The following is a 12,885-nucleotide window of genomic DNA, read 5'->3' on the forward strand; positions in this document are numbered from 1 at the left end:
TGCATCCATCATGAGGGAGCGCCTATGACCCGTATGCTGATGGTGGCAGCCCCGCGCTCCGGTTCGGGCAAGACCACGCTCACCTTGTCGCTCATCGCCGCCTTCCGGCGTAGGGGGCTGACGGTACGGGCGCTCAAGACAGGCCCCGACTATATCGATCCCGCGTTTCATCAGGAGGCATCAGGGGCACCCTGCGCCAATCTCGATAGCTGGGCGATGACACGAAGCCAGATGGCAGCGGGATTGGCCCAGGCGGCGGAAGAGGCGGATCTGGTCATCGTGGAATCGTCCATGGGGCTGTTTGATGGTCTCCCCCTTCAGGACGGCGCACGTGGGGCCGCCTCCGATATCGCCTCACTTTTCGCCATGCCGGTCCTGCTGGTGCTCGATGCGAGCGGGCAGGGACAGACCGTGGGTGCCATTGCACAGGGTATGACGGGGTGGATGCCTGATGTGCGCATTGCCGGCACCGTTCTGAACAATATTGCTTCGGACCGTCATGAAAGGCTCTGTCGCGCCGCCTTGCGGCATCCTCCTATGGGCGTGTTCCGGCGCGACAGGGGTATCGTGCTTCCGGAGCGCCATCTGGGTCTGGTGCAGGCGCGCGAGCGCGGCGATCTGGCTGGTTTTTTTGCGGCTCTGGCAGACAAGGCCGAGGCCGAGCTGGATCTTGACGCCATATTGGCCATGGCAGAGGCGTATCGCCCGGCTGCGCCGCAGGACAGGGCTACGCTCAGGCCCCCGGGGCAGGTGATCGCTCTGGCTGATGATGCCGCCTTTTCCTTCCTTTACGCCCATCATGCCCGGACATGGCGTGAGGCCGGGGCGGAAATCCTGCCCTTTTCGCCCTTAGCCGATGAAGCGCCACCAGAGCATGCGGATTGCTGCTGGCTGCCCGGTGGTTATCCGGAATTGCATGCCGCTGCACTGGCAGCAGCCAGCCGCTTCAGGGCAGGCATGACGCGTTTTGTGGAGACACGACCGGTCCATGGCGAGTGCGGCGGGTATATGGTGCTGGGCGCGGGTCTCGAGGATGCATCGGGTACGACCCATCCTATGCTGGGGCTGTTATCGCACCGGACCTCCTTCGCACGCCGCAGGATGGTGCTCGGCTATCGTGAAGCGCGGCTGTGCCATGATGGCGTGCTCGGCGCGGCCGGACAGGTGCTGCGTGGGCATGAATTCCATTATGCGAGCGTCACGGATCGCGGCTCGGACGAGGCTTTTGTGACGCTGCGTGATGGTGAGGGGCAGGATCTGGGCGAGGCGGGAAGCCGACGTGGTCTGGTTTCGGGTACGTTCTTTCACATGCTGTCTGGTCCCAGACCGCCTTCAGACACGTGACACCGGCTTTTTCCATGCTGCTGGCGCGCCACCCTGCGGTGCAGGTGGCGGCGGGGCTGTGTTACGGGCGGCTGGATGTTGATCTGGCCACGGGTTGGCAGGACTGTGTCGCTGGCTGGAGACGTATCTGGTGCGACGGAACGGTCGTGCGATCCTCCGGCACGATGGGGGCTCCTTTGCCCTCCGAAATCCGGGTGTTTCATGCGCCCGCATCACGTTGCGCGCTCTCTGCTCAGTTGCTGGTCGAGGTATCCGGACAGGGTGCTCATGCAGGACAAAGGCCGATGGCGTGTGAGAGCGATTCCCGTCTGGCCGAGCTGGATTTTGGCACCTGGGAAAACCGTCTGTGGTCAGACGTGCCCCGCGATGCGCTGGATGAATGGGCGGCCAACCCGATGGGGTATGCGCCGGGTGGGGGCGAAACCGTGCAGGCCCTGTCGCACCGTGTGACGGGTTTCTGGCAGGAGCGCATGGCGGCGGCGCAGGATTGTTGCATCGTCACACATGGTGGCCCGTTGCGCGTGATGCTGGCGCTGGCGGAGCGCCGCCCTTTCGAGGTGTCAGACCCGGCCCCTGCACAGGGTGCGGCGATTCTGTTGCATTTTTTCAACAATCCCGGTGGGTTTGTTGCGCAAAAGTCGCCGATCCGTTGACAAACTGCAACGGACGAATGAGGAGTGGGGCAATCCTGAATCAACGGTAAGGTTTGTCATGCTGTTACGCTCCCATACCCTCCTGCCATCAGTTGCGCGCAAGGGGGTGTTTTTCCTCATTGCCTCGACGTGTCTGATGTCCTGCGGGGGTGAGGCGCTGGCGCAAACAGCCTCTGCAGATCCCGCAAGCAGCATTGCGGCCCCCGCCAAACCGGCGGCCAGCCATGCCGGCAAGAAAAACGCGCTGCGCACGCGCCAGTCTGCGCCGGTTCACGCTGGCGATGCCGATGGTGGCAGTGAGGCCATCGTGGTGACGGGCACGCGCGAAATCGGCAAGAAGGCGCGTGATTCCATCGCGCCGCTCGATATCGTGTCGCACAAACAGATTGCCGCCACCGGGCAGGGCACGCTGCGCGATGCGCTTTCGCTTCTTCTGCCGTCGCTCACCACCCCGACCGCCGGTTTCGATGCGGGTGCGATGACGGACACGATCAGCCTTCGTGGCCTGAACCCCAACGAGACGCTCGTACTTGTTGATGGCAAGCGCCGTCACAACACGGCCAATATCTATTCCAACCCTGGCCCGCAGCAGGGCTCGACGGCATCTGACATCGACATGATCCCGATGTCGGCGATCGACCATGTGGAAGTGCTGCGTGATGGTGCCTCCGCCCAGTACGGCTCGGATGCCGTGGCAGGGGTGGTGAACATCATCCTGAAGAAGCAGGCGCGTGGCTTTCATGCCCAGAACATTACCGGCATCACGTCAGAGGGCGATGGCTTCCAGCAGGGTGTCTATCTCGATGGTGGGGCCGGTCTGGGCTCGCGCGGCTTCGTGCATGTCAGCGGGGATTTCGTCCATCAGGATCACACCTATCGCAGCGCTGCCGATAACCGCACCGGTACCTATCAGAACAATATCCTGAGCCAGCCGGAGCAGACGCGCGAGAGCGTTTCCGTCAATGCAGGCTATGATCTGACGGACAACATCCAGCTTTACGCGCTCGGCACCTATGCCCATCGCTATGCGCAATCCTACCAGAACTACCGTCTGGCCTCATCGCTCAATGCCTATCCCGCCTACAAGGCGATCTACCCCTGGGGCTATTCGCCGGTCGAGACGCTCAACGAAAACGACTATGAACTCAAGGCTGGCATCAAGGGTGATTTCCGTGGCTGGCACTGGGACGTGTCGAGCGTCTATGGCCGCGATTACGACGATATTGGGCTGATCAACTCGGTCAATCTCTCGACCAACAAGGCGACTGGCGCCACGCCGACCTCATTCAATGTCCAGGGTTTCAACAACCAGCAATGGACGAATGATTTCGATTTCAGCCGCAAATTCACGTTCAGTGGCTGGCCGCACAGCGTGAACTTCGCCGGTGGCGCGTCCTATCGCTATGAAGGCTATTCCGTGGGAACGGGATCGCCGGGGTCGCTCTATGGTAACGGCTCCGACGCTCTGGCAGGTACCAATCCGGGCAATGCGGGCAATTACAGCCGCGATGTCGCGGCGGGCTATCTCGATATCTCGACCTATCTCGCCAAGGGACTGCAACTCGACCTGGCCGGGCGTTACGAGCACTATACCGATGTGGGCAACACCCAGAACGGCAAGGTCTCGCTGCGTTATGACATCACGCGCCGTATCGCGCTGCGCGGCACGATCAGCAATGGCTTTCATGCGCCGACACTGGCCCAGAAATACTACTCGGCCCTCAATATCTCGCCGACTGCAGCGCGTGGCCTGATCGGTGCGGGCTCACCCGGTGCGCTGGCCAATGGCTCGTCTGGCCTGAAGCCGGAGCGTTCGACCAATGCCGAGGGTGGGTTTATCGTCGAGCCGATCCGCAATCTGCATGTCACGACCGATATCTACCAGATCAACATGCGCGACCGGATCATGCCGGGGGGCAATATCTCTGGTGCAACGGCCATCAGCGCCATGCAGATGAACGGCTTTGCGCTGCCCGCAGATATCAGCACATGGAACCAGAGTGCGATCACGGCCAACTGGTTTGCCAATGTGGCCAGCACCCGCACGCAGGGTCTTGATATCACGGTCACCTATCTGACGAAGCTCGGCGCCTATGGTCGTATCGACTGGGATGCCGCCATCAACCTCAACCGCACGCGTCTGTCGCATCAGGCGAGCAACCCCGTCACGGGCGCGCCGCTGCTCAATGCAGCGTCGATTGCCTATCTGACGACGGCCTATCCGCGCAGCAAGATCATCTTTGGTGGCAACTGGACACACGCCAAGTGGATCGTCGGCCTGCACGAGATCCGCTGGGGCCAGACAACCAACCAGCTGACCTATTATGCGCCGGGACCTTATCAGTTCAGCACGACGCATTTTCTGGAGTACCAGAACAAGCCGAAATGGACGACCAATCTGGATGTGTCCTACCGCATTACCCCGCGCTGGACGGCCACGATCGGCGGCAACAACATTTTCTCGGCCTATCCGACGCGCGTACCTGACGGAAACCGCTATCTCGGTGCCCCGCAATATTACATGAGCACGTCGCAGCTCGGCATTAACGGCGGCTACTACTATTTCCGCGTGAATTACGATCTCTGAATCGGCGATTAACGCGACGGCCCCTCTGCTGCGACCGGCAATCCCGGTCCAGCAATGATTTGTCATGAGGGCTTTGCATCAGATTTAACGGTGTTTTTTCCCCGTCAGTGGTGGTCTGCTCACGAAACCGGCATAAAATGACGACTCTCAGGGTCCAAAAAACCTGTCAGTTTTCTTAAAAGACGGTCATCTGTTCACAGGGAGCTTGAGCCAGACATTGTCTTCTACCGTCCTGCGCTTCTTTTCCGCCTGCCTTGCCGTTTCCTGCCTGACCTCCGTGGCTCACGCGCAGCAGTCAACAACGGCCATAGCATCCGCACAGACCGGCCCCGCCGTGGCAGCGAACGCCGTTCCTGCACCCGCCGGGCTCGGTGCGGTCAATGCGGGGCAGCAGCCCTCTGCCCTGACCCAGACATCGCTGTCGGAGTTGCACAAGGACACGACGGTCGCCCCCCTGCCCAAGCCGGAGGCAATTTTCGTCAATCCTCTGGGCATCAATGCCTGGCTGCGTGAACGCGGCATTGCGATCCTGCTCGACAATACGAATGAAATGTCAGGCATGCTCAATGCCCCGACAAAAGGCCTCGGTCTGCGCCAAGGCGCCAGCAATGCCGGTCAGTATTCGATGGAAAACGATATCGACTGGGAGCGTCTGGCAGGCTGGACCGGCTTCTCCACCCATGACGTGATTGTCGGGCGTTACGGTATTCCGGCCAGCCGCATGTTCGGAGACAATCTGAACCCCAGTCAGGAAATCTATGGCGGCGGTGGTAACGTATTCGTCCACCTTGTTTACGCCTATGGCGAAGAGACCATGTTCAACGACCGCTTCGATGTCGCAGCGGGGCGCATGTCCTTCCTGTCAGATTTCTCGGCAAACCCGCTCTACTGCAACTTCATGAACAACGCGTTCTGCGGCAATCCGAAAGCGTCGAGCGATAACACGGCCCATGCCTCTTATCCCGACGCCAACTGGGCAGCCCGCTTCCGCCTGAGACCGACCGACAACACGATCTTCCAGTTCGGTGTCTATTTCACCCAGACACAGGCCATCTATGGCAATGCCCAGATGCGCACGGGCTTCAAGTTCAACGGGGCCACGATCGATGGTGAGGCCATGCCGGTCGAGTTCATCTGGGAGCCGCGTTTCGGCCATGACCATTCCCTGCCGGGCCATTACAAGGCGGGCTTCGCTTATGACACGGCAGACCACAAGGACAATTACTACGACGGCAACGGCAATCCCTTCGCCCTGAGCGGGCTCAAGCCACGCGATGTGCATGGTGCCTGGGCCGCCTGGGGGCTGGTTGACCAGATGGTCTATCATCATCCCGGTCAGGCCCCTGATGCCGGTGTGACCCTGATCGGGGCCGCCTATTTCAACAAGGCCCAGACACAGACGCGTGCCGATCAGCTTTCGTTCGGTGTGCTGGATCGCGGTTTCTGGAAGTCGCGCCCGCTCGATGCGGTCGGTGTGAATTTTTCATGGACACATGTGTCGGACGATCTGACGCGCTCCCAGCGTCTGTACGCAGCGCAGGGCCTGCCTTTGCCCAATGGTTCGCTGTTCCCGCAGACCAGCGCGTATGTGGTGGAAGCGATGTATCAGATCCATGTGCTGCGCGGTGTCACCTTCGCGCCTGACTTCCAGTATTATTTCAATCCGGGTGCCCAAAAACAGCTGCGCGATCAGGCCATGTTGGGCTTCAAGAGCCACATAGAAATCTTCTGAAAAATACCGGGGGGCAACCTTGCCCCTCTCTCGATTGTTGCAATGGCCCGACGAGACTGCCTGGCCATCGCCACGGCCTGTCAGCTCAGCATGATCGAGAGAGAAGCGCCCATGACGCACGACCTTCCCGCACTGGCCAGGGAGCTCTCTCCCGCAGGGCCCCTCGACGGGTTCTGGCCAATCGAGGATTATGCAGCCCTTGGCGACGGCCGTTGTGTGGCGCTGCTGGCGCCGGATGGCAGTGTGGACTGGCTCTGCGTTCCCAATATCGACTCACCGCCGATGTTCGATCGTCTCCTTCATCGTGCGGGCGGCTTCTTCCAGATACGCCCTGTCGGCGCCTACAAGGCCACGCGGCGCTATCGTGAGGACAGCAATGTTCTCGAAACCCTGATCGAAACCGAGACGGGCTCGGCCAGGCTTACAGAATCGCTCAACAGTACCTTCGCCGGGCGTCTGCCCTGGACCGAATTTGCACGGCGTATCGAGGGTTTGACGGGGCGCATGACGTTCATCGTGCGTTTCAGGCTCGGCACGCGCTGTGGCACTGTCGCGCCCTGGATCCAGACCACACAGAACGGCAATATCTTCCATGTGGGGTCCGTGCTCGCCCATATGGTGCACACGCCCAACATGCGCATCCTCCGCGAAGAGGACGAGGCCATCGAGGCCGAGATCGTGGTGGATGAGAAAACCCATGCCCTCGTGGCGCTGGTCGCAACCGAAAACGAGCCTCTTGCCGTACCGAGCGTCGAGGAGATCGACGGGCGTATCGAGACCAGTGATGAGGCGTGGCGTAGCTGGGCCAACACGCTCCATTATGACGGCCCCTATCGTGAGCAGGTTCGGCGCAGTGCGCTGGCACTCAAACTGCTGCTTTATTCATCGAGCGGGGCTATTGCGGCGGCAGCCACCACCTCGCTGCCCGAACGGCTGAAGGACGGCAAGAACTGGGATTACCGTTACGCCTGGATACGCGATGCCGCCTATGTGGCGAATGCGTTCCTGCGGCTTGGCGCAGTAGCCGAGGTCAAGGCCGCACTGGCCTGGCTTGTGCATCACCTCGGCGAGTCAGGCCCGATGGTGATGTATGGCCTCTCTGGGCAGAGTGTCGATGACGAGATTGTCTATGATGAGGTTGAGGGCTATCGCGGCATCAAGCCTGTCGTGAGCGGCAACCGCGCGGCGGGTCAGCATCAGCATGGGATCTACGGCGATATTTTCGAGACGGCAGCGCTGTTTGTCTCACGTGGCAACCTACTCGACCAGAAGACCGCCGTGCTTCTGGCCGATCTTGCCGATCGCTGCGCCGATCACTGGCGCCAGAAAGACGCCGGGATTTGGGAGCTGACCGAGGACCAGCACTATACCATGTCCAAGATCAGCTGCTGGCAGGCACTGGATCGCGCATGCCAGATGGCCGAGCGTGGGCATCTTTCCAAGGACCGCGCGCCGCGCTGGGCGCGTGAGAAAGACCGTATTCTGGAATGGATCGACCGTGAGTGCTGGTGCGACAGGCGCAAGGCTTATCTGTTCTACCCTGGATCGGACGGTCTGGACGCATCGATCGCGCTTGCCGTGCCCTTTGGTCTGGACAGGCGTGATCGTATGCTCTCGACCTTGCGTGCGATACGAGAGGAGCTTGGCCACGGGCCATTCCTGTTCCGCTATACCGGCATGCGTGAGGAGGAGGGCGCTTTTCTGGCCTGTAGCTGCTGGATGGTCGAGGCGCTGTATCTTCTGGGGGAGAAAGATGAGGCCGAAACGCTTTACGCCAGCTTCCTCGAACGCCTGCCAAGCAATACCGGCATCATGGCCGAGATGATCAATCCCGAGACGGGAATGTATCTGGGCAACACGCCGCAGGGGCTGAGCCATCTCGGCGTCATCCACGCAGCCTGTGCGCTTGCAGGCAACAGGATGAAGGCTTTTGATTTGTCCTGAGGCGGGCACTTCAAAGATTGGATGGGCCGTTCACGCTCCGATTGAGGTTGCACGGCTCACTCTCACGGCCTTGCATCCTGTTGGTCCGTTACCGGGCCTTGGTGCGGGAGAGAGATAGGACTGCCCGCGTGCAGGGGAGAATCAGCCGCGCCCCGTAAGTCTCCACGCCTCGCGGGCGAGTGTCAGTGCGTGCAGACGGGCTGTGGGGGCATAGATTGGCGCGCTGATCATCAGTTCATCGGGCGCATGGCGGGACATGAATTGCTCCATACCCTCAGCCACCTGCTCGCCTGTGCCAATCAGGCTGGTGCCCTGCATCGTATCGAGCTGTGCACTGACCTCTCGAGGCCAAGGGAGATCTTCTGGCAGGACAGGGGGCAGGATGCGTCCGGGTTTTCCCTGACGCAGGGCTGCGACGAACAGGCGCCGTGACGTGGCAAGGTAATCGGCTTCTTTTGCCGTATCGGCCGCAATCACGTTGACCGCAAGCATTACATAGGGTGCGGCCAGATGGGCCGAAGGCTGGAAGTCGCGACGATAAAGCGCGATCGCCTGCTCCATCATCTGCGGTGCAAAATGCGATGCAAAGGCGAAGGGCAGCCCCAGCGCCGCCGCAAGCTGCGCCGAGAACAGAGATGACCCCAGCAGCCAGACCGGCACATTTGCTCCGGCGCCCGGCGTGGCCACCACACCATTGGCGCTGCCTGCTGGCGAGAGATAGGCCATGAGCTCGAGCACATCATCAGGGAAGCGTTCGGCGTGGTCGATGTGACGCCTCAGCGCACGCATGGTGCGCTGATCGGAACCCGGTGCCCGGCCAAGCCCCAGATCGATGCGTCCGGGAAAAAGCGCTTCAAGCGTGCCGAACTGCTCGGCAATGACGAGCGGCGCGTGGTTGGGCAGCATGATGCCTCCCGCCCCGATACGCATTGTCTGCGTGGCTGCGGCCAGATGGCCGATCACAACGCTTGTGGCCGCTGAGGCAATGCCGGGCATGGCGTGATGCTCGGCCACCCAGTAGCGATGAAAGCCAAGGGCCTCCGCATGAACTGCCTGATTGCGGGACTCCAGAAGAGCATCCTGAACCGTGCCGTCTTCGCGAATGAAGGAGAGATCGAGTACTGAGAGCGGTGCCATGATCCCGATATGGGATGCTGCCTGGCGCTCTGAAAGCCCCCGGAGCGATCCGGGGGTGCAGCCTCGCGGCGTATCAGATCAATCGCGGGGCGCGTAACCGTCGGGCTCTGGCCTCGGATCAGGCCTCGTGGGGCTTGTCGCCCGGTTTCCGGTCGCTTTCCTCGACCAGAGTCTCGATGGCAGGGCTGGGGTTGGGGCTGCTACGCGTATAGATCGGGGCAGGGGCGGCGCTATGCGCTGCCTCCATGAAGCGGTCGGCCAGCGCGCCATAAAGCGCGTGCTTGCAGATCATGCGCGAGACACCGAAAGCGAGAAAGGACGTGGCCATCAGGGCAAGCGTCACCTGCTGGTTGTCGCACATTTCCATGACAATGACCGTCGCTGTCAGCGGGGCCTGCACCACGGCAGAGAAATAGGCCACCGTACCCAGCAGCACCACGGCGCCGGCTGTTGTATGGGGCAGATATTGCGCGATCCAGCCGCCGATTCCGGCACCGACGGACAGGGAAGGGGCAAAGAGGCCGCCCGGAATACCCGAGCAATAGGAGACGACGGTCGCGATGAATTTCAGCACGAAGAACGACGCCGGATAATGCTCCGAGCCGTCAATGATGGCGCGGGCCTGGGTATAGCCTGTGCCGTAGGTCGCGCCGTGCGATACCAGCCCAAGCAGTGCCAGAACCAGACCGCACAACGCCGCGAAGGCAACTGGTCGTGCCTTGATCAGCGCCCCGATGCGCCCGGGCAGTCCTTTGGAGAAGCGGATGAGCAGCGCCGAGAATGTTCCGCCCGCAATCCCCCCTACGATGCCGCAGGTCAGCACCGCAATCCAGGCTGTGCCAATAGGGACATCGACATCCGTATGCCCGAAGTACGAGTAATTGCCCACGAGAGCGATGGCCGTCACACCGGAGAGCACGACACCGGTCAGCATGGTGCCCGATGTTTTCTGCTCGAAGGAGTGCGAGAGTTCCTCAATGGCAAAAACGATTCCGGCCAGAGGCGTATTGAAGGCAGCCGAGACGCCTGCGGCACCGCCAGCAAGAATGGCACCGCGACGGGCGGCCACGTTCGAGATGCCAAGCAACCGCGAAAAGCCGTGCATGATCGCGGCACCAACCTGCACCGTAGGGCCCTCGCGGCCGATGGATGCGCCAACGAGCAGGCCAAAACAGGTGAGGATGATCTTGGCGAAGGCGATGCGCAGCGAGAGAACACGATTAACGATCGAGAAATTCTCGATATGCAGTGTGGCGATGGTCTGAGGGATGCCGCTGCCTTGCGCGCCTGCGAAAAAGCGACGGGTGAGCCAGGTTGAGAGAGCCAGACCTGCGGGCACGACCACCAGCATGACATAGGGATCCCAGTGCAGCAGACGGCCTCGGGCGCGGGCGGCCCAGTCCGCCGTACCCGCGAAAGCGACAGCCACAACACCAACCAGAATGGCGCCAAGCCAGTAGGTAAGGGTGCGTCGCCACTGCGTGGTGGTTCGGCGCGCAGAGCGGCGCAGATGCAGAATCCGGTTCTTTTGCCGCAAAGCGGTGCTGGGGCGCATAGGTTCTCGCCTGACTGAAAGTCGGGAGGCCCCGACCGATGAGGAACGCTCCTGCCAGCACCCCGGGCAACTGGTCAAGAAACTCTTGTCACGAAAAAACGTAACGGGCGTCGCCTTTTCCGGTTCGCCCGTCTTTCGTTTCAGGCCAGCACCGGGATACCGGTCTGCTTGGCCTTTTCTTCAGGCTCGACATGGATATGGATAAGGGCGCGTCCGATATGACGGCGCAAGGCGTGTTCGACCCGGTCGCAGATGTCATGCGAGTCCGATACGGTCATGGTGCCAGGCACCACCAGATGAAATTCGATGAAGCTGACACTGCCTGCGGTACGCACCCGGATGTCATGGGCCTCGATCGCACCGCTGGCATGTTCAGAGATGACTGCGCGGATCATCTGGAGCGTGTCCGTGTCTGGCGCTTCGTCCATCAGCCCGGCGATGGATTGTTTCATCATGTCGAATCCGACGCGCAGTACGTTCACGGCCACAAGAGCTGAGAGAATAGCATCGAGACGCGTGTAGCCGGTAAGCGGAATGAGCGCGATGCCGATCACCAGGACCACTGTAGTCCAGACATCGGAAATGACATGGCGGCCATTGGCGGTAAGGGCAGGCGAGCGGCGCATGCGGCCCTGACGCACCAGAACGAGCCCCCAGACCAGATTGACCACACCGCCAAGCGCGTTGAACACGATGCCACGCCACGGGGCGAGATCATGATTGGGCGCCCACCAGCTCTGCCATGCGACCCAGGCGATCCCTATGGCGGTGAGCACCACCAGAACAGCCTCGCTGACGGCAGAGAGATATTCGGCCTTGTCATGCCCGTAGGTATGGTTCTCATCGGCTGGACGCTGCGCCACTTTCAGTGCCCACAGAGCCCCCAGAGCGGCAGCGACATTGATGATCGTTTCAAGCGCGTCCGATAGCAGGGCAGAACTGCCACTGACCCGCCAGGCCATGTATTTCAGCCCCAGGGCAACGAGGCTTACGAGCAGCGAGAACCAGCCAAAAACGATTTTTTCGGGCTGCTTCAGCATGAAACGGCACCCTGACAGGCAGGATTATCGCCGCATGTCGTCCCGTGATCATGAGGGCTACAGGGAAAAGGTGACCCGGCTGCCTCAATCTGGAAGGTTGCATGGCCGATCCTGAAGCGCCTGGCGAGCATGGTGGTCGCCTCCCGCAGGATACCGGCCTGCCTCGTGGCGTCGGCATTGCTGACAAGATGAACGGTCAATGCGGTTTCAGTCGTGCTGAGCGACCAGACATGCAGGTGATGGAGGCCCTCAACATCAGGCAGCGCCAGCAGGCCGGCTTCGACCTCATCCAGACGGATCTGCTCGGGCACGCCATCGAGTGCCATATCGAGTGAGGCGCGCAGGAGGGACCACGTACCGATGATGATGGACACACAGACCAGCAGGCTCACGATGGGGTCGAGAATGGCCCATCCGGTCATCATGATGATGAAACCTGTGACGACCACAGCAAAGGACATGAGCGCGTCGGCGGCCATATGCAGGAAGGCCCCGCGCAGATTGAGGTCATCCTTGCCGCCCCGCATGAAAAGCAGGGCTGTCGCGCCATTGACCAGAATCCCCCCGAACGCCACCAGCATGACAACGCGTCCGGCAACCTCCCCCGGTGCGACAAGCCGCGTGATGGCTTCCCAGATAATGCCGCCGGTTACCAGCAGCAGCAGTACCGCATTGCCTAGGGCCGAGAGGATGGTGGAGCGCTTGAGCCCATAGGTAAAGCGCGTGGTCGGCGCACGCCGGGCCAGACTGTGGGCAAGCCATGCCGCCCCGAGCCCAAGCACATCGGATAGATTGTGCCCGGCATCCGAAAGGAGCGAGAGGGAATGAGCCAGTAATCCCCATATAGTCTCGGCAACGATATAGGCAATATTCAGCGCCATCCCCAGAAGGAA

General features: G+C 61.3%; 9 protein-coding genes. 5 read left to right on the plus strand and 4 right to left on the minus strand.

From position 1 onward, the window contains the following. The first annotated feature begins 24 nt into the window (after positions 1 to 24). The 5 genes from F3J08_RS09495 to F3J08_RS09515 all read left to right on the plus strand — a co-directional run bounded on the left by F3J08_RS09495 (position 25) and on the right by F3J08_RS09515 (position 8,260). Complete coding sequence (locus F3J08_RS09495; RefSeq protein ID WP_166929576.1) at positions 25 to 1,344, plus strand: cobyrinate a,c-diamide synthase; 1,320 nt, start codon at positions 25 to 27, stop codon at positions 1,342 to 1,344. Between the two features lie 14 nt (positions 1,345 to 1,358). Further along, a complete protein-coding gene (locus F3J08_RS09500; RefSeq protein WP_166929577.1) occupies positions 1,359 to 1,997 on the plus strand; it encodes a histidine phosphatase family protein in 639 nt (212 codons plus the stop codon). 136 nt (positions 1,998 to 2,133) lie between these two features. Continuing rightward, positions 2,134 to 4,584: a TonB-dependent receptor gene (locus F3J08_RS09505; RefSeq protein WP_166929785.1), complete on the plus strand. Its 2,451-nt coding sequence runs from the start codon at positions 2,134 to 2,136 to the stop codon at positions 4,582 to 4,584. Between the two features lie 205 nt (positions 4,585 to 4,789). Then, positions 4,790 to 6,316 (plus strand): carbohydrate porin, encoded by a 1,527-nt coding sequence (locus tag F3J08_RS09510; protein WP_240149262.1) that lies wholly within the window; start codon positions 4,790 to 4,792, stop codon positions 6,314 to 6,316. 42 nt (positions 6,317 to 6,358) lie between these two features. Beyond that, a complete protein-coding gene (locus tag F3J08_RS09515; protein ID WP_240149263.1) occupies positions 6,359 to 8,260 on the plus strand; it encodes a glycoside hydrolase family 15 protein in 1,902 nt (633 codons plus the stop codon). Between the two features lie 141 nt (positions 8,261 to 8,401). On the opposite strand, the gene F3J08_RS09520 is transcribed toward F3J08_RS09515, so the two are convergent. The 4 genes from F3J08_RS09520 to F3J08_RS09535 all read right to left on the minus strand — a co-directional run bounded on the left by F3J08_RS09520 (position 8,402) and on the right by F3J08_RS09535 (position 12,873). Continuing rightward, entirely contained in the window at positions 8,402 to 9,397 is a 996-nt protein-coding gene (locus tag F3J08_RS09520) for an LLM class flavin-dependent oxidoreductase (RefSeq protein WP_166929579.1), read from the minus strand. A 118-nt stretch (positions 9,398 to 9,515) separates the two neighbouring features. Next, complete coding sequence (locus F3J08_RS09525; protein WP_062164013.1) at positions 9,516 to 10,952, minus strand: chloride channel protein; 1,437 nt, start codon at positions 10,950 to 10,952, stop codon at positions 9,516 to 9,518. A 140-nt stretch (positions 10,953 to 11,092) separates the two neighbouring features. Continuing rightward, positions 11,093 to 11,992 carry a cation diffusion facilitator family transporter gene (locus F3J08_RS09530; protein WP_166929580.1) on the minus strand — a complete coding sequence of 300 codons (900 nt, stop codon included), beginning with the start codon at positions 11,990 to 11,992 and terminating at the stop codon, positions 11,093 to 11,095. Then, positions 11,986 to 12,873, minus strand: a complete 888-nt coding sequence (locus F3J08_RS09535; protein WP_370458706.1) for a cation diffusion facilitator family transporter — start codon at positions 12,871 to 12,873, stop codon at positions 11,986 to 11,988. The genes F3J08_RS09530 and F3J08_RS09535 overlap by 7 nt, the downstream gene beginning before the upstream one ends. Between the last annotated feature and the right edge of the window lie 12 nt (positions 12,874 to 12,885).

The organism is Asaia sp. As-1742 (assembly GCF_011753235.1).
Lineage (GTDB): Bacteria > Pseudomonadota > Alphaproteobacteria > Acetobacterales > Acetobacteraceae > Asaia > Asaia bogorensis_B.

What these genes read in the sequence shown, in the direction of transcription:
- F3J08_RS09495 (WP_166929576.1), top strand. Translation starts at nt 25, where the DNA reads ATGACCCGTATGCTGATGGTGGCAGCCCCGCGCTCCGGTTCGGGCAAG.
- F3J08_RS09500 (WP_166929577.1), top strand. Translation starts at nt 1,359, where the DNA reads ATGCTGCTGGCGCGCCACCCTGCGGTGCAGGTGGCGGCGGGGCTGTGT.
- F3J08_RS09505 (WP_166929785.1), top strand. Translation starts at nt 2,134, where the DNA reads ATGTCCTGCGGGGGTGAGGCGCTGGCGCAAACAGCCTCTGCAGATCCC.
- F3J08_RS09515 (WP_240149263.1), top strand. Translation starts at nt 6,359, where the DNA reads ATGGCCCGACGAGACTGCCTGGCCATCGCCACGGCCTGTCAGCTCAGC.
- F3J08_RS09520 (WP_166929579.1), bottom strand. Translation starts at nt 9,397, where the DNA reads ATGGCACCGCTCTCAGTACTCGATCTCTCCTTCATTCGCGAAGACGGC.
- F3J08_RS09525 (WP_062164013.1), bottom strand. Translation starts at nt 10,952, where the DNA reads ATGCGCCCCAGCACCGCTTTGCGGCAAAAGAACCGGATTCTGCATCTG.
- F3J08_RS09530 (WP_166929580.1), bottom strand. Translation starts at nt 11,992, where the DNA reads ATGCTGAAGCAGCCCGAAAAAATCGTTTTTGGCTGGTTCTCGCTGCTC.
- F3J08_RS09535 (WP_370458706.1), bottom strand. Translation starts at nt 12,873, where the DNA reads ATGGCGCTGAATATTGCCTATATCGTTGCCGAGACTATATGGGGATTA.